This is a genomic window from Streptacidiphilus jeojiense (assembly GCF_000719095.1).
Taxonomy (GTDB): domain Bacteria; phylum Actinomycetota; class Actinomycetes; order Streptomycetales; family Streptomycetaceae; genus Streptacidiphilus; species Streptacidiphilus jeojiensis.
Genome location: NZ_JOEH01000023.1, coordinates 32,944 through 52,572 on the forward strand (window position 1 = coordinate 32,944; position 19,629 = coordinate 52,572).

Genomic DNA, 19,629 nt, shown 5'->3' on the forward strand with positions numbered 1-19,629 from the left:
CCCGTGGCCTCTGCGTACCATGCACCGAGCAGTCGACGAACGGGGGCAGAGTGATCGTCTGGGTCAACGGCACATTCGGGGCGGGGAAGACCAGTACGGCACGGGAGCTGCAGGAACTCCTCCCCGACAGCACGGTGTTCGACCCGGAGACGGTGGCCGTCTACCTGCGCCACCTGCTGCCCGAGGAGGACTTCGCGGCGGTCTCCGACTTCCAGGACCTGCCGGCCTGGCGCAGTCTGGTCCCGGATGTCGCGGCCGCGCTGCTGGCGCAGCATCCGGGGACGCTGATCGTGCCGATGACCCTGCTGCGGCAGGACTACCGCGACGAGATCTTCGGTGCGCTGGCCGCGCGGCGCATCCCGGTGCACCATCTGCTGCTGCACGCCGAGGAAACGATCCTGCGGAAGCGGATCGAGGGTGACCGGGCCGAGCGCCAGGCCCTGCAGTGGCGGCTGGACCACCTGGAGGACTACCGGCGCGGGAGACCCTGGCTGGAGCAGGACGCGGTGACCGTGGACACCACGGTGCTGACGCCGCGTCAGGCGGCCGAGCGGATCGCCGGGCTGGTGCGGTCGGGCGCCGCCCGCTGCCGGATCGTCGAGCAGGTCGGCGGCAGCCGCGACACGGTGGCCGCGGCGGTGCTGTTCTTCGACCAGGACGAGCGGGTGCTGCTGGTCGACCCGGTCTACAAACCCGGGTGGGAGTTCCCCGGCGGGGTGGTCGAGGACGGCGAGTCGCCCCGGACCGCGGCGGTGCGCGAGATCGCCGAGGAGCTGGGGCTCGCCGTCCCGGCCGCGCGGCTGCGGCTGCTGCTCACCGACTGGGAGCCGCACCGGGGGCCGCGCTCGGGCGGCCTGCGGCTGGTCTTCGACGGCGGGACGCTCGACGCCGAGCAGCGCGGGCGGCTCGCGCTGCCCGAGGACGAGCTGCGCGGCTGGCGCTTCATGGCCCGCGAGGAGTGGGCGGCGCTGCTCCCGGCCAACAAGCGCGACCGCCTGGACGCGGCCCTGCGCTGCCGCGCGGAGCGCGTCGTCGGCTACTTGGATGCGGTGGAACCCGCCCGGGGACCGGAGCGGTCCTGAGGAACGCTGTACGCCTGGATCGGCGCGACGCACAAGGGCACCTTGGACACGAGGCGGAACTCGAAGGCGACGCCGCTCTGGCCCGAGGGAACATATCCGTGGCCGGCAATCGCGTAGATGGGGACCTCGCTCACTGCGAACAGGAGGGTCTCTCCGTGCGGGATGGCGCTCGGGCGGATCAGCATGCGCTCGGGGTAGGTGTGCTCCGGGCCGAGCAGCACGTTGTCCAGAGGTCCGGCGGTCCCCGACAGTTTTGTGGTGCATCCCGGCGTGGTCACCATCGCCGTGGCCGGGATGCCCAGCTTGCGCAGGGCCGCCTGGAAGTCGCCGATGGCCTTGGGGTCGAACAACTGGACGCTCACTGTGCCGTCGGGATGTGGCGTCACCGCGAAAGCACCGTTTGTGCCGTCGCCGGTGGAGAGCGGGACGGCCAGCGCCACGGCCACCGCCGCTGCCGCGGTGGCCGCGACCATCAGCATCCGGCGCGGCGGGCGGAACCGCCGGGCCGGGGTCGGCGCCGACTTGGCGGAGAGCTGGGCGGCCCGTTCCCGGAGTTCGGCGTCGAGGCGCTGCCGGAAGTGCGTCGGGGTGTTCACGGTGCGGCCTCCAGAGCGTGGTCGGGGGAGGGCTCGGGGCAGAGCAGGGGCAGGGTCGCGGCCTCGTGCCGCAGCAGCCTCCGGGCCCGGTGCAGCCGGACCCGGACGGCGGTGGGGGTGATGTCGAGGACCTGCGCGGCCTCGACCGGGGTGAGGCCGTCCACCGCGACCAGGTCGAGGACGGCGCGCAGCGGTTCGGACAGTGCGGCGTGGGCCGCGAGCAGTTGCCGGGCCGCCCGGGAGGCGTCGATCCGTTCCTCCAGCGCGGCGATGTCCTCGTCGTCCAGCAGTCGGCGGCCGTTGATCCTGGCCACCGCGCGGGACTCGCGGGCGGTGCCGCGGAAGTGCGCGGCCAGGACGTTGCGGGCGATGCCGTAGAGCCAGGCGATCGGTGCGCCGCGGCGCGGGTCGTAGTCGGCGGCGTGTTCGAGCGCGGTCAGGAAGATGTCCGAGGTGAGGTCGGCGGCCAGGTGCGGGTCGTCGGTGCGCCTGGTGACGAAGCCCAGCACCGCGTCGAAGTGCGCGGCGTAGAAGGCGGAGAAACCGTCGGGGTCGTGCACGGGTGGTGCCGGGGACGGATCCGGGGGCACAAGCATCTCCTCGGAACGGTATAGGAGCTGACGGACTGTCTACACCCCTACTTGGCTCCGCGGGCCGACTGCGTTACTTCAGCCCGGCGCTACTTCCGCTCCGCGCGTTCGGCGATCCGGCGCAGCACCGCGCCCAGGCGCCGGGCGTAGAGGTGCTGGAAGAGCGGTACCAGCGGTCCGGCCGCGCGGGCGTACCAGGCGGCCGGGCGGCTGAAGGCGGTGACGGTGAACCAGACCGCTCCGTCGTCGGCGAGTTCCACCAGGAAGCACTCCTCGCCGCGCTCCGGATGGCCGTCCAGGGTGCCGTAGCCGAAGCCGGCCCTGGTGGGCTCCTCCAGGGTCCACACCACCTCGCAGGGGGCGGTCAGCCCGACCCGGCCGACTCCGAGCACCACCCTGACCCGGACACCGGGCGCGGCCCGCTCGGCGGTGGCGTCGATGCCGACGCCCGCGGCGCGGTGCAGCCGCCAGCTCAGCACGGCCTCGCCGGCGGCGGCGAAGGCCTCGGGTCCGGCGCCCAGCGGGGTGCGGTGCGCCAGCAGGGCGTAGCCGGTGGGCAGGGGCGGGCCCTCCAGGGTCGCTCCCACCTCGGGGTAGGTGAAGTCGCTCATCGGGCGAAGGCCTCCGCATCCTGACGGGGTGTCGCGGACGGACCGCGTCGGGTGTCTGCCCCGACGTACGGTCCCTAGTCCTCGCTGGCGGGCAGCAGCAGCCGCAGCAGCCGGTCGAGTTCGGCGGCGTCGGCCGGATCCAGCGCGGCCAGCGCGGCGGTCTGCACCTCCAGGCCGGTGCCGACCGCTTCGTCGATCACCCGCAGCCCGGGGAGGGTCAGCGAGACCCGGAGGCCCCTGCGGTCGCTGGGGTCCGGGTTGCGGCGGACCAGGCCCGCCTGCTCCAGCTTGTCCAGCCGCCCGGTCATGCCCCCGGTGGTGAGCATCAGCGTGGCGGTGAGCTCGCGCGGGGAGAGGGTGTAGGGCTCGCCGGCGCGGCGCAGCGTCGCCAGTACGTCGAACTCGCCCCGGCTGATGCCGTACCGGGCGTAGGCGGTGTCCATCCGGCGGCCCATGCCGGCCGCGATCCGGTTGATCCGGCCGAAGACCGCCATGGCGTCGGTCCGCAGGTCGGGCCGGACGGCGGCCCACTGGTCGATGATCGCGTCCACCCGGTCGCGGTCGGCTGCCTCGCTGTCCATGCACCGATTGTGCCAGAGGATCGCTTGGTCGGAAGTGGCTTACATCTAAGTAGCTTAGTGCTAAGCTAATCACCGTCGAGCTAACCAAGGAGATCCGATGCCCTCGCTGCGCCCCCGCTTCCCCGGTGAACGCGCCCTCGTCGCCGGGATCGCCGTCGACGCGCTCGGCTCCGGTATGTACGTCCCGTTCAGCCTGGTCTTCTTCCGCCATGTCACCGGGCTGCCGCTGCCGCTGATCGGCCTGGTGCTCACCGGCACCGGGCTGGTCGGCATGGTCGCGCTGCCGCTGGCCGGCGCCGCCGTCGACCGGTTCGGCGCCCGTCGGATGCAGCTCTCGCTGTACGTCCTGCGCGGAGCCGGCTTCGCCTGCTACCCGCTGGCCCACGGGCTGGTCGCCTTCGCCGCGGTGGCGCTGGTCACCGCGGTCGGCACCCGGGCCTTCCCAGCCGCCCAGCAGGCCAGGCTCGCCGAGCTGGTGGACGGCGCCGACCGGGAGCGGATGCAGGCGCTGACCCGCAGCCTCAGCAACGCCGGCCTCGGCGCCGGCACCCTGGTCGCCTCGCTGCTGATCGCCACTGCCGGCGGTTCCGGCTACCTCGCCGCCGCCTGGCTGAACGCCGCCAGTTTCGTCGTCGCCGCGCTGCTGGCCGCGCGTACGCCGGTGTGCACCCCGGTCCGCGCGCCGGGCGCCGGCGGTCGGGGCGACCGCAGCGGCGGCTACCGGCTGGTCGCCGGGGACCGCCCGTTCCTCGGGCTCACCCTCGCCAATCTGCTGCTGGCTCTCGGCTATGCCTCGCTCAGCGTGCTGCTGCCGGTCTTCGCCACCGGCTGGCTGCACCTGCCGCAGGGCCTCACCGGGATCACCTTCGCGGTGAACACCGCGCTCTGCGCCACCCTCGGCGTCCCGGTCGCCGCCTTCGCCCGCCGCCGCTTCGCCACCCGCAACCGGGCCGCCGCCACCGGGGCGGTACTGTTCGCGGTCGCCTTCCTGGGACAGGCTGTGCTGGGCACCCTCCGTCCGCACAGCGTCCCGCTGCTGATGGCGGGTCTGCTGGCGGCCGTGGTGGTGGCGACCGCCGGCGAGCTGGTGCACAGCCCGGCCGCCGGCGCGCTGTCCCAGGCCGCCGCGCCGGCGCCGCTGCGCGGCCGCTACCTGGCCGCCTACCAGCTCTCCTGGTCGCTGGCCAATGTGCTGGCGCCCACCCTGTTCACCCTGCTGGTCACCGTCGACGGGCGGCTGCCCTGGCTGGTGGTCGCCGCGGCGGCGCTGCTGGGCGGCGCCCTGCTGCTGCGACTGGAGCGCACCCTCCCGGCCGACGCCGTCGGCTTCCACCCCGGACGGACCGTCGCCGCACGCGGGCAGGCCGTCGCCACCACCGCGGCCTGACCATCCGTCGGTCCGACCATCCGTCGGATTGACCACCCGTCACCGAGCTGCACCGAGCCGCACCGACCCGAGGAGTCGCAGTCATGCCCCGAACCACCGCCGTCGGCACCCTCGCCGTCACCGCGCTGGCCCCGCTGGCCTGGGGCTCCACCTACGCGGTCACCACCCAGCTGCTCCCGCCGGACCGTCCGCTGCTGGCCGCCACCCTGCGCGCGCTCCCGGCCGGACTGCTGCTGCTCCTGGCCACCCGCCGGCTGCCGCACGGCTCCTGGTGGTGGCGCGCCGGGGTCCTCGGTGCGCTCAACATCGGGGTCTTCTTCGCCCTGCTGTTCCTGGCCGCCTACCGCCTGCCCGGCGGCATCGCCGCCGTCCTCGGCGCGGTGCAGCCGCTGCTCACCGCGGCGCTGGCGATCCCGCTGCTCGGGCAGCTGCCCAGCCGCCGCGCCCTGCTGGGCGGTGTCACCGGCCTGTTCGGGGTGGCGCTGGTGGTGCTCCAGGCCACCGCCAGACTGGACGCGGTCGGGGTGCTGGCCGGCCTCGGCGGAGCCGCCTGCATGGCCACCGGCACCGTCCTGGCCAAGCGCTGGGGCCGTCCCGAGGGCGTCGGCGCGCTCCCCTTCACCGGCTGGCAGCTCACCGCCGGCGGCCTGCTGCTGCTCCCGGTGGCCCTCGCGGTCGAGGGCCCGGTCCCGGCGCTGGGCGGCACGGCACTGCTCGGCTACGCCTACCTGGCCACCGCCAACACCGCGCTGGCCTACTGGCTCTGGTTCCGCGGCATCGCCAGGCTGGACGCCCCCTCGGTCGCCTTCCTCGGCCTGCTCAGCCCGCTCGCCGCGGCCGTCATCGGCTGGGCCCTGCTGGACCAGCGGCTGACACCGGTCCAGCTCACCGGCATGGCGCTGGCCCTCGCCGGGACCCTGCTGGGCGCCCTGGCCGGACCGCGTGCCGTTGTGCCGAAGGGGGCCGGGCCCGGCAGGATGGCCCCGTGCCCTTCACCCTCAGCCACCCCGCAGCCGTCCTCCCCCTCATCGCCGACGGCCGCGGCCGCGGGCCGCTGATCGCCTCGGCCATGGTCGCCGGATCGCTGGCACCGGACGTGCCCTTCTTCCTGGAGAGCCTGCTGCCCGGCAGTTACGGCCTCGGCGGCACCGCCCACCGCGCGTGGGCGGTGCCCACCCTGGACGTGGCCATCGCCGCCGGGCTGGTCGTCGGCTGGCACGGGCTGCTGCGCGAACCGCTGGTCGCGCTGCTGCCCGACCCCTGGGCCGACCGCGCCGACGCGCTCACCGCCCCCAGCCGCAAGCCCGGGCCCGGGCGCTTCGGCTCCTGCCAACCCGCTGACGCCGCGTGGTTCGCCGCCTCGGCGGCGCTGGGCGCGTTCAGCCACGTCGGCTGGGACGCCTTCACCCACCACGGCCGGGCCGGGGTCCGGCGGTTCCCTGCGCTGCGCCGGACGGTCGGCGGGATGCCGGTCTACCACGCGCTGCAGTGGGGCACCTCCGCCGTCGGCCTGGGCCTGATCGCCGTCTCCGGGAGCGCGGCGCTGCGGCGCCGGGAGCTGCCGCAGCCGCGCCGGATCACCCTGCGACCCGGCGTCAGAAGGGCTGCGGTCGCCGCCGTCGCGGCGAGCACCGTCCTCGGCGCGGTGCACCGGACCGCGCGGGAGCTGCCGAGGTCCGGCGGCCGGCTCGCCCCGGCGGAGCTGGTCGCCGCCGCGTCCTTCGGCGGCGGCGCCGGAGCGGCCGTCGGAGCCGCGGCGGTGGCACTGGCCGTCCGGCTGACGACCCGTCCGGACCAGGCGCGACCGGCGGGTGCGGGTGCTCACGGCGACGCCCTCTAATATGAGGAAGTGTGACGCAGACGCAGCGCCCCAGCGGCGACCAGGCCCCCAGCACCGACACGTCGGCTCCCGGCGTTCCGAGCGGCTCCCAGCTCGACACCGATGAGCAGGGCCACGGCGACCAGGGCAGCGGCGAGCTCGGCGGGGTGTGGGACGTCGTGGTCGTCGGCGCGGGTCCGGCCGGCGCCTCCGCCGCCTACGAGGCCGCGTCGTCCACCGGTGCGAACGGCGGTTCGCCGCGGGTGCTGCTGATCGACAAGGCCGCCCCGCCCCGCTACAAGACCTGCGGCGGCGGCATCATCGGCCCCTCCAGGGACGCGCTGCCGCCCGGCTTCGTGCTGCCGCTGAAGGACCGCGTCCACGCCATCACCTTCGCCCTTGACGGCCGCTTCCAGCGCACCCGCCGCTCCAAGAAGATGCTGTTCGGGCTGGTCAACCGGGACGAGTTCGACCAGCGGCTGGTGCAGTGCGCGGAGAAGGCCGGTGCGGTGCTGGCCACCGGAGTGGCCGTCAGCGGCGTGCAGGAGAACGGCGACGAGGGCGTGGTGCTCACCCTCCAGGACGGCCGTACCGTGCGGGCCCTGGCCGTGGTCGGCGCCGACGGCAGCGCCGGACGCATCGGCGCGCACGTGGGCGTCAGCTTCGACCAGGTCGACCTGGGCCTGGAGGCCGAGATCCCGGTCCCGGACTCGGTCGCCGCGGCCTGGCGCGGCCGAGTGCTGCTGGACTGGGGCGGCGCCGTCCCCGGCTCGTACGGCTGGGTCTTCCCCAAGGGGGACAGCCTCACCGTGGGCGTCATCGCCGCCCGGGGCCAGGGTGCCGAGACCCGCGCCTACCTTAAGGAGTTCATCGCCCGGCTGGGCCTGGCCGGCTTCACCCCCTCGATCGAGTCCGGCCACCTGACCCGCTGCCGCTCCGAGGACTCCCCGCTGGCCAAGGGCCGGGTCCTGGTCGCCGGCGACGCGGCCGGACTGCTGGAGCCGTGGACCCGCGAGGGCATCTCCTACGCGCTGCGCTCCGGACGGCTGGCCGGGCAGTGGGCCGCGAGGCTCGCCGCCGCCCCGGACCCGGTGGAGGTGCGCCGGCAGGCGCTCAACTACGCCTTCGCCATCAAGGCGGACCTGGGCGAGGAGATGCGCATCGGCCGCAAGCTGATGACCGCCTTCGAGAGCCGCCCGCGGGCGTTCCACTTCGCCGCGCTGGGGCTGCGCCCGGCCTGGCGGGCCTTCGCCCGGGTCACCCAGGGCCACACCACCTTCGCCGGGCTGGCCCGCTCGCAGGGCCTCGGCCGCTCGACCATCGACCTGCTCACCCGGTCCTGAGCGCCGTCCGCGTACTCCCCGGGGAGTAGCACGGCTGTCCGCCCCGGGGTGACGCCGCCGGGCCCGATGATGACCTACCGTGACGGCATGGACCATCCCCGAGCCCGCAGGGAGCGCCGGGAGGGCAGGGAGCCCTTGCGGCGCGGCGCCGGCGGGCGCCCGCTGCCCTCCCGCGCGCTGGTGTTCAGCAGCATCGGGCTGGCCCTGATCCAGGTGGTCGGCACCCGCGCGGCCCAGCACGGCCAGCCGCAGGCGCACCAGCTTGACCCCTTCGGCTTCGTGCTGCTGCTGCTCGGCCCGGCGATCCTGCTGCTGCGCAACCGGCTGCCGGTCGCCGCCTGCGTCGGGACCGCCGCCGTGGTGGTGGTCTACCTGCTGGTCGGCTACCCGTACGGGCCGATCTTCCTCAGCGTGGTGGTCGGCTTCGTCAACGCGATCCTCACCGGCCACCGCAGGGCCGCCTGGATCTCGGTCGCCGGACTCTACCTCGCCCATCTGACGCTGACTCTGGCCACCGGGGACCTGCACTGGAACGACGCCCGCGACTGGGCCAGGGAACTGGGCACGATCGCCTGGCTGCTGCTGGTGGTGCTGGCCGCGGAGGTGGTCCGCAGCCGGGTCGAGCAGCGCGAGCAGCGGCGCCAGGTCCGGGCCGAGCGCGAGCAGCGGGTCGCCGACGAGCAGCGCCTCGCCATCGCCCGCGAGCTGCACGACGTGCTGGCGCACAGCATCTCGCTGATCAACATCCAGGCGGGGGTGGCGCTGGAACTGCTGGACGGCGATCCGGAGCAGGCCAGGACCGCGCTCACCACGATCAAGCAGACCAGCAAGGAGGCGCTGGGCGAGGTCCGCCAGGTGCTCGGCACGCTGCGCACCCCGGGCCGGGACGACGCCGCCCCGCGCACCCCGGCGCCCGGCCTGGACCGCCTGGACGAGCTGGTCGCCCAGGCCCGTTCCGCGGGCCTCGACGTCGCGCTGCACACCACCGGCACCCGCAGGGCGCTGCCGCAGGGCGTCGAACTGGCTGCCTTCCGCATCGTCCAGGAGGCGCTGACCAATGTCATCCGGCACTCCTCGGCCCGTACCGCGCAGGTCGGTCTCGTCTTCGCGGACGAGGCGCTGACCCTGGACGTCCAGGACCCCGGACCGCTCTCGGCCACCGGCGGGCCCCGCGCCGGAGGGTCCGGCAGCGGGCTCACCGGGATGCGGGAACGGGTCGCCGCGCTGGGCGGCAGCGTCAGCGCCGCCCCGTCCGGAACCGGCTTCCGCGTCCACGCCGAACTGCCGCTGCACCGGGCCGACCGGCCCTCCACCGCCCAGGAGCTGCCATGATCCGCGTACTGCTCGCCGACGACCAGGTGCTGGTCCGGGCCGGCTTCCGCTCGCTGCTGGACGCACAGCCCGACATCGAGGTGGTCGCCGAGGCCGACGACGGCCTCGCCGCCGTTCGGCTGGCCGGTGAACTGCGGCCGGACGTGGTGCTGATGGACATCCGGATGCCCGGGCAGGACGGCCTGGCCGCGACCCGGACGATCACCGGCGATCCGGCGCTGGCCCGGATCAAGGTGGTCGTACTGACCACCTTCGAACTGGACGAGTACGTGTTCGAGGCGCTGCGGGCCGGCGCGGCCGGGTTCCTGGTCAAGGACACCGAGCCGGCCGAACTGGTCCGCGCGGTACGGGCGGTGCACGGCGGCGACGGTCTGCTGTCACCGGGGGTGACCCGCCGGCTGATCTCGGAGTTCGCCGCCCGCTCCAAGGAGCCGGAACGCTCCACCGCCCTGGCCCGGCTGACGGAACGCGAGCGCGAGGTGGTCGCCCTGGTCGGCCTGGGCCTCTCCAACGAGGAGATCGCCGGCCGACTGGTCGTCAGCCCACTCACCGCCAAAACCCACGTCAGCCGCGCCATGGTGAAACTCGGCGCCCGCGACCGCGCCCAACTGGTCGTCCTCGCCTACGAGTCAGGCCTGGTCCGCCCGGGCTGGCTGGGCGGATGACCCAGGTGCAGACCGCGACAAGGCACGTAGACGACGCAGCAGAGTTCCGCTAGCCGCGGCCGTAGCGGTGTTCGGCGCGCCAGAAGAAGACCAGGCCTGTGCCCAGGGACAGCAGGGACCAGAACAGGCCTGCGGACCAGGCGTGCGGGGTGGTCTGGCCGTAGCCGTCGAGGAGTGCGTGGCGGGACAGTTCGATGTAGATGGCGCCGGGGTTGAACTCCAGCATCAGTCGGACCCAGTGCGGGGCGTGCGCCGTCAGCTTGTTGAGGCTGTACATCACGCCGCAGGTGTACATCCACACCCGGAGCACCCAGGGGACCAGCTCGCGCATGTCCCGCAGGACCGCGCCGATCCTGGCCATGACCAGGGCCGCACCGACGTTGAACAGGGTCTGCAGGACCAGGGCGGGCAGGATCTGCAGCCACCGGGTCGACGGGATCTGGCCCACGGCGACCAGGATCCAGGCCACGATGCCCAGCGAGAAGCCCAGGATGATGAGCTGCTGCACCACGGTGGCCAGCGGCAGCAGCGCCCGGGGGAAGGACAGCGCGCGGATCAGCGTCATCCGGTCGGCCACCGACTTGGTGCCGACCGCGAAGGCCTCGCGGGTGTAGCTGAAGACGAACACGCCGATGGAGAGGAAGCCGATGTAGCTCTCGCCGGAACCGGCCTTGCGGTCCAGCATCCAGCCGAACACCAGGTAGTAGACCCCGATGTGGAGCAGCGGCGTCAGCACGTTCCACAGCGGTCCCAGCCGGGCCGAGGAGTAGACGCTGGCGACCCGGGCCCGGGCGTAGGCGAAGGTGAAGTGCCGGTAGGCCACCAGCGAGCGCACATAGGACCAGAACGGGGGCCGCTGCCCGGGGACGGTCAGCCCGTACCGGGCGGCGACCTCGGCGGAGCTCGGCTCGACGAGCCGCTCGGGACGGGCCGGGCCCGCGTCGAGAGTCTGGCTGCTCATATCAGTGCGGCCTCCTGACCGCTGCGGTGTCTACTGCGGTGAGTCCGGTGAGTCCGGTGACCCGGTGCAGGAAGGCCGAGGCGTGCGCCGGGGCGTCGGGGCGCAGCCAGCCGCGGATCTCCTCGCAGGCGGTGATCTCGACCGGGTGGCCCCGCAGGATCCTGGGGAGGGTGTGCAGGATCGTGGACGGGAAGCTGAGCACCGTGCCGCCCACCGGCTCGGTCAGTACCGCCAGTTCCAGTGGCAGCCGGGGCTGGACGATCTCCAGCTCAGCCGCCAGCTCCAGCTGCCGCAGCTTCTCCGGCTCCTCCCGGCGGTGCGCCAGGTAGCGGGAGACGCCGAGCCGGCGGGCCAGCTGGGCCACCCCCTCGACATAGCGCGCGGCGGTGATCAGACCGGTCTCCACCAGCGAGCAGCCGGCCAGGTCCACCAGCGGGAGCACGGTGGGCGGGCCGAACCGTCCGCGCGCCCAGCTGTACTGGTTGGAGCTCGTCGCCGTGCCCGGGGGGAGCTCCAGCGGGCCGCTCATGGCGGTGAAGAGCTCCAACCGGTGCCCCCGGCGCGGCAGCAGCCGGCGGGTGGTCCGGTCGGCGGCGCCGGACGCCCGGGCCGCCCCGCTGCGGTGCCAGCGGACCAGCGGGCGCCCGGCCAGCAGCAGTTCGGACAGCTCCAGGGTCGCCGTGCCGTCGTCGACCAGGACCAGCTCCCTGGCCGGCGACAGCGGCAGCAGCAGCTGCACCAGCCGGGAGAAGGGGTCGCCCAGGATCAGCCGGCGGGCCCCGGCCAGCCGCGGCGCCAGCAGGGCGCAGCAGCCGGCCAGGGCGGCGGCACTGCCGCGCACCTCGTACGCACTCACCCGGAGCCCGGCGGAGCGGGCCAGACCGGACACGGCGGCGAGCTGACGCCGGGTCGGCTCGTCCTGGGGCAGCAGCACGGCGACGGCCACCGGCCCCTCGTCCGCCCCGCGGCGGTCACCGAGAGCCCACTCCAGCACGTTCAGCAGCTGGGCCGGGCTCTCCACCAGCGCGAGCGCGGGTGGGGTCACGACGCGACTGCCGACTCTGCGGTCTGCGGGCCGGTGCTGTCCTCGTTGCCGCGCTGCTGGGGCAGGGCACTGAGGTTGCCCGGCACCCGGCGCAGCTTGGCCATGGCGGCGCGCTCGGCGTCGTAGACCTTCTTGACGCCGTCGCCCAGGGCCGCCTCGACCACGCGGATGTCGCGCACCAGGCGCTCCAGGCCGCCGGGCTCCACCGAGGCGCTCTGGTCCGAGCCCCACATGGCGCGGTCCAGGGTGATGTGCCGCTCGACGAAGACGGCGCCCAGCGCCACCGCGGCGAGGGTGGTCTGCAGGCCGATCTCGTGGCCGGAGTAGCCGATCGGCACGTTGGGGTACTCGCGGCGCAGGGTCTCCAGCATCCGCAGGTTGAGCTGGTCGGTGGGGGCCGGGTAGGTGCTGGTGGTGTGGCACATCAGGATGCGCTCGCTGCCCAGCACCTCGACCGCGTGCCGGATCTGACGGGGCGTCGACATCCCGGTGGAGATGATGATCGTCCGGCCGGTCTCGCGCAGCCGGCGCAGCAGCTCGTCGTCGGTGAGGCTGGCCGAGGCGACCTTGAACGCGGGCTGGTCGAACTGCTCCAGGAAGTCCACGCTGGGGACGTCCCAGGGGGAGGCGAACCAGGCGATACCGCGCTTCTTGCAGTGGGCGTCGATGGCGCGGTACTCGTCCTCGCCGAACTCCACCCGGTGCCGGTAGTCGATGTAGGTCATCCGGCCCCAGGGGGTGTCCCGCTCGATGTCCCACTGGTCGCGCGGGGTGCAGATCTCCGGGGTGCGCTTCTGGAACTTGACCGCGTCGCAGCCGGCGTCGGCGGCGGCGTCGATCAGCGCGAAGGCGTTGTCCAGCTCGCCGTTGTGGTTGATGCCGATCTCGCCGACGACGTAGACGGGCTGTCCGGGGCCGGCCAGCTTGTCGCCGAGGGGGCGCAGCCGGGTGGTGTCCGCGAGCTTGGTCTCGACGGGCTTGGCGTCGGTGCGGTTGGTGATCATGGGTGGAGGAGTTCCTTTCCAAGGAGCCAGGAGGCTATTTCGCGGACTGCGCCGTGGCCGCCGCGACGTTCCGTCACGGTGCGGGCGCGGTCCAGCACTTCTGGTTGGGCGTCGGCGACGGCGGTGGGCCAGCCGACAAGGCTGAAGCAGGACAGGTCGTTCACGTCGTTGCCCAGGTAGAGGACCCTCCTGAGGTCGATCGAATGGGTCTCGGCCCACAGGGCGAGGGCGTGGTCCTTGCGGGCGATGCCCTGCAGGACCGGGACATTGAGCTTGCGGGCCCGGGTCGACACCACCGGGTTGGCCTCGGTGGAGAGGATCAGCACGGTCAGCCCGGCGCGGACCAGCCGGGCCACGCCCAGGCCGTCGCCGCGGTGCACGGCCACGGTCTCCCGGCCGTCCGCGTCGATCCAGACCCGGTCGTCGGTCTGGGTGCCGTCGAAGTCCAGCACCACGGCGTCGATGTCCTCGCGGCCGGGCAGCCGCACCGGGGCGAGCGGCTCGGGGAGCGCCGGTTCGAGGGCGGCCGGGTCGACGAACAGCGGGGCCAGTGCCTGCGCCCGGACCAGGTCGTCCGGTTCGTCGATCTCCAGCACCCGGGCCGGATCGGTGCGCACCAGCGCGACGTTGCCGAAGAAGCGGTGCCCGGCGGCCCGGAAGCCCCTGGCCCGCATCGCGTAGGCGGCGCCGGTCTCCAGCAGGTCCTCGGGGCGGTCCTGCCGTCTGGGCCGGTGGGCGTGGTCGTGGTTGACGCCGTGGCTGGAGGGAGCGCCCCGGCCATCGGTGCGCCAGAGGAAGCCGTGGAACGGCGCGGCGGTCAGCGCCGAGTCGGCGCCGTCGTCCAGCACGGCCGCGACCACGCCGTCGATCTCCTCCGGCGTCAGGAACGGGCTGGTGCACTGGACCAGCACCACCACCTCCGGGTCCAGGCCCTCCCTGCGGGCGAGCTCGTCCAGGACGTGCAGCACCGCGCTCTCGCTGCTGGAGGTGTCGCCGGCGATGTCGGCCGGACGCCGGACCACCTCGGCCCCGGCGGCGCCGGCCGCCCGCATGATCCCGGCGTCGTCGGTGGAGACCACCACCCGGGTGGTGCGGCGGGCCCGCAGCGAGGCCTGGACCGCACGGGCCACCAGCGGCTCCCCGCCGACCGGCGCCAGGTTCTTCCCCGGGACGCCCTTGGAGCCGCCGCGGGCGGGGATGACGACCAGGACGTCGGGACGGCCGTCGGGCACGTCGGCGGGACGGTTCTCGGTGGGACGGTTCTCGGCAGGATGGTTCTCGGGCTGGTCAAGGGTCACAGCTGCCCCCAGCGGCGGATGACGGGCGCCACCCGCTGGGCACCCAGCCGGTAGCAGCGGCGGGCGGAACGGCGGACGGTGCGGCGGACGATTCGGGTGAGCGCTCCGGAGCGGGCGTCCGGTGGCGGCGCCTCGACCAGCGGCGCGCCCTTGGGATCCAGGCCGTAGCGGCGCAGCAGCGCCGGCTGGTAGCCGCTGGCGCGCGACTCGGAGTAGTAGGGCACCAGCGAGGGCATCTCGGGGAGGCTGCGGAGCTCGCTGATCCGCTGCTGCAGGGCCAGGTAGGGCTGGTCGGCGATCACCCCGTGCCGCCGCAGCCACTGCTGGTCGGGGACCGGGACGATCCCGGCGTCCAGCTCGTCCCAGGAGGTGAGGCAGCCGGAGCCGATGAAGTAGTGGTTGCCCAGCGGCTCGCGGACGCCGAAGTCGGTGAGCACGGCGGTGGGTATGGAGCGGTGCAGCGACTCCAGCGCGGCCGTGGAGCTGACCGTGACCAGCAGGTCGGTGCGGTCCAGTACGTCGCTCATGTGCCCGTACACCAGGTCGAGGTTGAACGGGGCCGGGATGGTGAGCTCGTGCAGCAGCCGTTGGTAAGGAAAGTCTTCGACATGGGTGGTCTGCTCGCCGGGTAGGCTGCGCAGTTTCACCAGGACGTCGCGGTCCGGGTAGCGCCGGGCGTGCTGGGCGGCGCGCTCCAGCAGTGCCCTCCGGGCCGATCTGCTGCGCGGAGCCGACGGCTGCGCGGCGAAGCACACGGTGAAACGGCGTGAATCCGGGGCAGGCACGTACTGCTCGCCGCCGAGGAACGGCAGGGCGGTCTCCACCACGCTTCCCGGGTCGGCGCCGACCCCCGCCAGCACCTCGCGGAAGCGCTCGGCGTCCGCGGTGGTGTTGGCGAGCACGATGTCGGAGCCGGCCCGCAGCAGCAGTCCGTCGGTGAGCTTCTCGTAGACGACGCCGACATAGCCGGTGATGACGACGGGTCGGCTGGGCAGGGCGGACCAGGCCCGCGCCGTTCCGTGCAGCAGTGCCTGTGCGCCCCCGCCGACCAGGGCGAGGATCAGCACGTCCGCCTCGGCGACCCTGGGGTCGGCGAGGAACTCGGCGACGGTCACCTCGCAGGAGGAGTCGGGGACGACGCCGACTTCGGCCAGCTGCCGTTCGGTGGGCGTGGCCCGACCGTTCAGGAAGTAGGCGTCCAGCGTCGCCTCGGGGGCGATTCTTCGGGCCAGGGCGGCCCCCCACTTCCAGCGGCTGTCCGAGTCGGCCAGTACGGAGACGCGCCGCGGCGGATTGATCATCGGCATGTCCCTGAAGGTATGGATCCATTCTTTATAAACTATTAAGAACGGCTGGCAGGGGCATTTCCGATTCTGTGGATCCGCCTAGAAATGGTTTGAACAGCTGTACAGATCCGTTGAGCCCCCTGTGGACCTCCCGCCGTAACCGGCGGCCGGGACCAGGGTGCAGTTCGTATGCACCCAGGTGCTGACGGAGGCTCGCGGAGCGGTCCGGTGGCCGCTGTGCCGCAGCAGGACGTAGCGGACCTTGCCCTCGGCCACCAGCGAGGCCAACTGCGCGGCGGTGGGCGTGGGGGCCAGGCCGGTGTACCCGCCGACGGCCAGCACGGAGGCGCCCTCGGCGAGGATGTAGGGGGTGGCCTGCTGCCAGCTCTCCACGGCCATCAGGTACTCGGCGCCGTCCCGGTGCGCGGTCAGATAGGCGTAGAGCTCGCGCTGCCTCCTGGTCAGCGTGGAGGAGACGCCGCTGCCGCTGGTGGCCCGCGCTCCGGTGGACTTCAGCGCGGGCGCTCCGACGGTGCCCAGCCAGGAGTGCCCGTAGCGGTGCGAGAGCACGCTGGCCGACCAGGCGGCGGGGCTGACCAGGGTGGCCGCGAGCGCCGCGGCCAGGCCCAGGGCGGCGATCCGGCGGGCCGCCGCCGGCCGCAGCGTCGTCGGACGCAGCCGCTGCCACAGCAGCAGCACGGCCGACAGCAGGCCCAGGGCCAGCGCGGACGGCCAGGCCCAGGGCAGAAAGCCGGGGTACTCCCGGGAGACCGCGAAGGCCCAGGCGAGGCCGGCCGCCACGGTCACGGGCAGCGCCAGCGCGGCCCGTCCGCCGGCCCGGTGGGCGCGCCGCAGCAGCGTGGACCCGGCGCCAGTGAGCGCGGCGAGCGGCGCGGCGACCACCCCCAGGTAGTAGGTGTGGCCGTCGACCGCGCCGGCGCTGAACACCAGCAGGAAGACGCCGGCCAGGCCGCCCCAGAGCAGGTGGCCGGAGCGCTGCCGGTCGGTGCGCGGCCGGCCGCGCCGCCGCCACAGGCCCAGGACGAGACCCGTCAGCGCCGACGGGTAGAGCCAACCGACCTGTGAGCCGAGGGGTTTGACGAACAGTTTGGACCAGCCGGACCGGTCCTGGGACTCGGCCGCGACCCGGTCGGTCCGGTCCGCGGCGCCGGCTCTGGCTCGGTTCGCGGTGCCGGCCGATGTGCCGGTCGCGGTCGAGCCCGCGTCGTGGCCGACGCCGGCGGTGACGCTGCCGGTGCTGGCCGCGTTCACGCCCAGGCCGCCGAACCGGCTGAGGAAGTTGTAGCCCACGACCATGCTGAACACCGAGTTGTCGGTGGTCCCGTCCACGTACGGCCGGTCCGCGGCCGGGGTCAGGCTGACCGCGGTCATCCAGGACAGCGACACCGCGAGTGCCAGTACCCCGGCCGCCGCGGTGTGCAGCAGTCGCCGGCGCAGCCGGGTCGGCGCGCACACCAGGTAGACCAGGCCGAACACCGGCAGCGCCACCCAGGCCTCGATCATCTTCGCCTGGAAGCCGAGACCGATCCAGGCCCCTGCTGCCAGCAGCGGGCGCAGCCGAGCGGTGCTGGCCGCCCGCTGCACCGCGTCCACGGCCAGCAGCAGAAGAAGGGTGAACAGGGCGTCCTCGGTCACGGTACGGAAGAGCCCGGCCACCGTCGGGGTCACCACGAAGGCGGCGGCCGCCACCAGGGCGGCGCCCTCACCGGTCCAGCGCCGTACCGCACGGTGCAGCACCAGCACCGAGAGCACGCCCTCGACCGCCTGGGGCAGCAGCAGGGTCCAGGTGTGGAACCCCAGCAGACGCACCGTCAGGGCCTGTGGCCACAGGTAGCCGGGCAGCTTGTCCAGGGTGACCGAGCTGCTCGGGTCGAAGGAGCCGTAGAAGAACGCCTTCCAGCTCAGCGACATGCTGCGGACGGCATCGGCGTAGAACGCGTGGTACCCGGAGTCGCCGATGTCCCAGCTGTACAGCAGCGCCGCGAGGGCGGCGATCAGCAGGAGCGCGGGGCGGGCGTACCGCGGGCGGACCCGGGGTTCCGGGAGGGCCGGTGCGGCGACGGTTGCAGTGGTGGTCACGGCAGGATGCTGTGGCATTCAGCTGTGAGTTCCAGCTGAATTACATTTCAATGCCATCTCACTCGAAAGGCAAAGGGAGCGAAATCACGGGAAACTCTAAGCTTCCCCGGGTCAATTCATCGCCTATGGTTTCCGGAGCGGTGCCCATGTCGCGCTGCTCACCGACAAAATCCAGGACCGGAACACCGACGGCGAAAAGACTCCCATGCCGATGCCGATTCACCTCCCCGCCGACGACGAAGCGCACCCGCACGACCAGGCTGACCCCGACGAAGGAACGCACCCGCACGACCAGGACGCGCCCTCCGGCCGCGGTCGCGGGCGCCGGGGCAACCGCCGCAAGCGCGCCCGCCGTTCGGTCCGGGTGCTGCGCTGGACCTCCGGGGTGCTGGGAGTCTCGCTGGTGGTCGGTGCGGCCGGGGGCTACGCCTACTACCAGCACCTGAACAAGAACATCCAGCACGGTGCGCTGAACACCAGCACGGTGACGGTGGCCAAGCCCAAGGCCAACGCCGCGGGACAGAAGCCGATCAACATCCTGATCCTGGGCACCGACTCGCGCTCCAGCGCGGCGGACTGCAAGCTCGGCGGCGCCTGCGGCGACACCGGGTACGGCCACGCCGACGTCGAGATGCTGCTGCACGTCTCCGCCGACCGCAGCAACGCCACGGTGCTGAGCATCCCCAGGGACACCAAGGTCTCCATACCCGCCTGCAAGGACTCCACCGGGACCAAGTCGTACGCCGCGAGCTACGACATCATCACCGACAGCATGGAGCACGGCGGGGCCGGCTGCACCGTCGGCACCTGGGAGAAGCTGACCGGCATCAGCATCGACCACTACATCACCGTGGACTTCTCCGGCGTGGTGCAGATGGCCGACGCGGTCGGCGGGGTCCCGGTGTGTACCAAGGAGAACGTCCAGGACACCGACGGGTCGCACCTCAAGCTGAAGGCCGGCACCACCACCATCAAGGGGGTGCAGGCCCTGGAGTGGCTGCGCACCCGGCACGCCTTCGAGGACGGCACCGACATCGGCCGCACCCACGCGCAGCACCTCTACCTCAACTCGCTGATACGCAAGCTGAAGTCAGCCAACACCATAGCCAACCCGCTGAAGGTGGACGCGCTCGCCGAGGCCGCCACCAAGGCGCTCACGGTGAGCAACGAGATCGCCAGCATCTCCAAGCTGGCGGCGCTCGCGGTGGACATCAACAAGGTGCCCACCAAGAACATCACCATGACCACCATGCCGTTCTCCTACATCGCCTCCGACCCGGCGCACGTCCAGCCCACCAGCGAGGCGTACAAGCTCTTCTCGATGATCCGCAACGACACCTCGCTCACCTCGACCAGCACCTCCAAGACGGCGAGTGCGAGTGCCGCCGCCAGCGCCTCCGCCGCGAAGGAGGCCGCGGCGAGCGCCTCCGCCAGTGCGAGTGCCGCCGCGGCCGCGGTGGACAAGTCGAAGGTGGACCTCGCGGTGCGGAACGGCGGCACCGTTGACGGCCGCGGCACGGCGATCACCAAGTACCTGAACGGCAAGGGCTTCAGCAAGGCCACGGTGGACACCACCGACGTCACGGCGACGGCGACCACCCTGACCTACCCCTCGGGTCAGAAGGCCGAGGCCCAGGCCGTCGCGTCGGCGCTGGGACTCCAGTCGGCGGAGCTCAAGGGGTCCAGCACCGCGACCAAGCTCACGTTGGTCATCGGCACTGACTGGAGCACCGGAACCGACTACGCCAAGACCCTGCCCAAGTCCGGCACGGTCCCCAGCACCACGGTCTCCCAGAACGCGGCGGACAGCAGCCAGTGCATGACGGTCAACCCGGCCAAGAACAGCTACGGGAAGTACATCTACATCTGGTAGCGGCAGGTGGGCGGCGGCTTCCGACAGGTGCGCGGTAACGTCACCAGGCAGTACAG

General features: G+C 73.2%; 18 protein-coding genes. 8 read left to right on the forward strand and 10 right to left on the reverse strand.

Annotated elements, in window-relative coordinates; genetic code table 11:
* Nucleotides 1-50 precede the first annotated feature (50 nt).
* The gene (locus IF29_RS0128480) at nucleotides 51-1,082 is read left to right on the forward strand and encodes an NUDIX hydrolase (protein WP_030260788.1); all 1,032 of its coding nucleotides are present in this window, start codon (nucleotides 51-53) and stop codon (nucleotides 1,080-1,082) included.
* Here IF29_RS0128480 and IF29_RS0128485 read toward each other — a convergent pair.
* The 4 genes from IF29_RS0128485 to IF29_RS0128500 all read right to left on the reverse strand — a co-directional run bounded on the left by IF29_RS0128485 (nucleotide 1,037) and on the right by IF29_RS0128500 (nucleotide 3,460).
* Nucleotides 1,037-1,678, reverse strand: coding sequence for a hypothetical protein (locus IF29_RS0128485; RefSeq protein ID WP_030260790.1), 642 nt, complete (start codon nucleotides 1,676-1,678; stop codon nucleotides 1,037-1,039). The genes IF29_RS0128480 and IF29_RS0128485 overlap by 46 nt on opposite strands.
* Nucleotides 1,675-2,268 (reverse strand): RNA polymerase sigma factor, encoded by a 594-nt coding sequence (locus tag IF29_RS0128490; protein WP_232242589.1) that lies wholly within the window; start codon nucleotides 2,266-2,268, stop codon nucleotides 1,675-1,677. Before IF29_RS0128490 ends, IF29_RS0128485 begins: the two co-directional genes overlap by 4 nt.
* A gap of 89 nt (nucleotides 2,269-2,357) precedes the next feature.
* Nucleotides 2,358-2,879, reverse strand: coding sequence for a DUF1990 family protein (locus IF29_RS0128495; RefSeq protein WP_030260794.1), 522 nt, complete (start codon nucleotides 2,877-2,879; stop codon nucleotides 2,358-2,360).
* A 74-nt stretch (nucleotides 2,880-2,953) separates the two neighbouring features.
* Nucleotides 2,954-3,460, reverse strand: coding sequence for a MarR family winged helix-turn-helix transcriptional regulator (locus IF29_RS0128500; RefSeq protein ID WP_030260796.1), 507 nt, complete (start codon nucleotides 3,458-3,460; stop codon nucleotides 2,954-2,956).
* A gap of 97 nt (nucleotides 3,461-3,557) precedes the next feature.
* Here IF29_RS0128500 and IF29_RS0128505 point away from each other — a divergent pair, with 97 nt between their 5' ends.
* The 6 genes from IF29_RS0128505 to IF29_RS0128530 all read left to right on the forward strand — a co-directional run bounded on the left by IF29_RS0128505 (nucleotide 3,558) and on the right by IF29_RS0128530 (nucleotide 10,006).
* On the forward strand, nucleotides 3,558-4,847 hold the full coding sequence (locus IF29_RS0128505) for an MFS transporter (RefSeq protein ID WP_030260798.1): 1,290 nt from the start codon (nucleotides 3,558-3,560) through the stop codon (nucleotides 4,845-4,847).
* A gap of 83 nt (nucleotides 4,848-4,930) precedes the next feature.
* Nucleotides 4,931-5,905, forward strand: a complete 975-nt coding sequence (locus IF29_RS47025) for an EamA family transporter (protein ID WP_037597015.1) — start codon at nucleotides 4,931-4,933, stop codon at nucleotides 5,903-5,905.
* Nucleotides 5,833-6,687, forward strand: a complete 855-nt coding sequence (locus IF29_RS47030; protein WP_030260803.1) for a DUF4184 family protein — start codon at nucleotides 5,833-5,835, stop codon at nucleotides 6,685-6,687. The genes IF29_RS47025 and IF29_RS47030 overlap by 73 nt, the downstream gene beginning before the upstream one ends.
* 11 nt (nucleotides 6,688-6,698) lie before the next feature.
* Entirely contained in the window at nucleotides 6,699-8,009 is a 1,311-nt protein-coding gene (locus tag IF29_RS0128520) for a geranylgeranyl reductase family protein (protein ID WP_084715120.1), read from the forward strand.
* Between the two features lie 87 nt (nucleotides 8,010-8,096).
* Nucleotides 8,097-9,341: a sensor histidine kinase gene (locus tag IF29_RS0128525; protein ID WP_051726156.1), complete on the forward strand. Its 1,245-nt coding sequence runs from the start codon at nucleotides 8,097-8,099 to the stop codon at nucleotides 9,339-9,341.
* Nucleotides 9,338-10,006: a response regulator transcription factor gene (locus IF29_RS0128530; protein ID WP_030260812.1), complete on the forward strand. Its 669-nt coding sequence runs from the start codon at nucleotides 9,338-9,340 to the stop codon at nucleotides 10,004-10,006. Before IF29_RS0128525 ends, IF29_RS0128530 begins: the two co-directional genes overlap by 4 nt.
* A gap of 49 nt (nucleotides 10,007-10,055) precedes the next feature.
* On the opposite strand, the gene IF29_RS0128535 is transcribed toward IF29_RS0128530, so the two are convergent.
* From IF29_RS0128535 to IF29_RS0128560, 6 genes are all read right to left on the reverse strand, one after another.
* On the reverse strand, nucleotides 10,056-10,967 hold the full coding sequence (locus IF29_RS0128535; RefSeq protein WP_030260814.1) for an ABC transporter permease: 912 nt from the start codon (nucleotides 10,965-10,967) through the stop codon (nucleotides 10,056-10,058).
* Nucleotide 10,968: 1 nt separating this feature from the next.
* Nucleotides 10,969-12,012: a hypothetical protein gene (locus tag IF29_RS0128540; RefSeq protein WP_030260816.1), complete on the reverse strand. Its 1,044-nt coding sequence runs from the start codon at nucleotides 12,010-12,012 to the stop codon at nucleotides 10,969-10,971.
* Nucleotides 12,009-13,016, reverse strand: a complete 1,008-nt coding sequence (locus IF29_RS0128545; RefSeq protein WP_051726136.1) for an N-acetylneuraminate synthase family protein — start codon at nucleotides 13,014-13,016, stop codon at nucleotides 12,009-12,011. The genes IF29_RS0128540 and IF29_RS0128545 overlap by 4 nt, the downstream gene beginning before the upstream one ends.
* Nucleotides 13,013-14,248, reverse strand: coding sequence for an acylneuraminate cytidylyltransferase (locus tag IF29_RS0128550; RefSeq protein ID WP_030260827.1), 1,236 nt, complete (start codon nucleotides 14,246-14,248; stop codon nucleotides 13,013-13,015). Before IF29_RS0128550 ends, IF29_RS0128545 begins: the two co-directional genes overlap by 4 nt.
* Nucleotides 14,249-14,310: 62 nt before the next feature.
* Nucleotides 14,311-15,621 (reverse strand): DUF6716 putative glycosyltransferase, encoded by a 1,311-nt coding sequence (locus IF29_RS0128555; protein WP_030260829.1) that lies wholly within the window; start codon nucleotides 15,619-15,621, stop codon nucleotides 14,311-14,313.
* A gap of 78 nt (nucleotides 15,622-15,699) precedes the next feature.
* Nucleotides 15,700-17,700, reverse strand: coding sequence for a mannosyltransferase YkcB-related protein (locus IF29_RS0128560; protein ID WP_051726137.1), 2,001 nt, complete (start codon nucleotides 17,698-17,700; stop codon nucleotides 15,700-15,702).
* Nucleotides 17,701-17,905: 205 nt separating this feature from the next.
* On the opposite strand from IF29_RS0128560, the gene IF29_RS0128565 reads away from it, so the two are divergent.
* Complete coding sequence (locus tag IF29_RS0128565; protein WP_051726138.1) at nucleotides 17,906-19,573, forward strand: LCP family protein; 1,668 nt, start codon at nucleotides 17,906-17,908, stop codon at nucleotides 19,571-19,573.
* The last annotated feature ends 56 nt before the right edge of the window (nucleotides 19,574-19,629 follow it).

Coding starts and splice junctions, on each gene's coding strand:
- IF29_RS0128545 (WP_051726136.1), bottom strand. CDS start 13,016: ATGATCACCAACCGCACCGACGCCAAGCCCGTCGAGACCAAGCTCGCG.
- IF29_RS47025 (WP_037597015.1), top strand. CDS start 4,931: ATGCCCCGAACCACCGCCGTCGGCACCCTCGCCGTCACCGCGCTGGCC.
- IF29_RS0128565 (WP_051726138.1), top strand. CDS start 17,906: ATGCCGATGCCGATTCACCTCCCCGCCGACGACGAAGCGCACCCGCAC.
- IF29_RS0128530 (WP_030260812.1), top strand. CDS start 9,338: ATGATCCGCGTACTGCTCGCCGACGACCAGGTGCTGGTCCGGGCCGGC.
- IF29_RS0128495 (WP_030260794.1), bottom strand. CDS start 2,879: ATGAGCGACTTCACCTACCCCGAGGTGGGAGCGACCCTGGAGGGCCCG.
- IF29_RS0128525 (WP_051726156.1), top strand. CDS start 8,097: ATGGACCATCCCCGAGCCCGCAGGGAGCGCCGGGAGGGCAGGGAGCCC.
- IF29_RS0128500 (WP_030260796.1), bottom strand. CDS start 3,460: ATGGACAGCGAGGCAGCCGACCGCGACCGGGTGGACGCGATCATCGAC.
- IF29_RS0128535 (WP_030260814.1), bottom strand. CDS start 10,967: ATGAGCAGCCAGACTCTCGACGCGGGCCCGGCCCGTCCCGAGCGGCTC.
- IF29_RS0128505 (WP_030260798.1), top strand. CDS start 3,558: ATGCCCTCGCTGCGCCCCCGCTTCCCCGGTGAACGCGCCCTCGTCGCC.
- IF29_RS0128555 (WP_030260829.1), bottom strand. CDS start 15,621: ATGCCGATGATCAATCCGCCGCGGCGCGTCTCCGTACTGGCCGACTCG.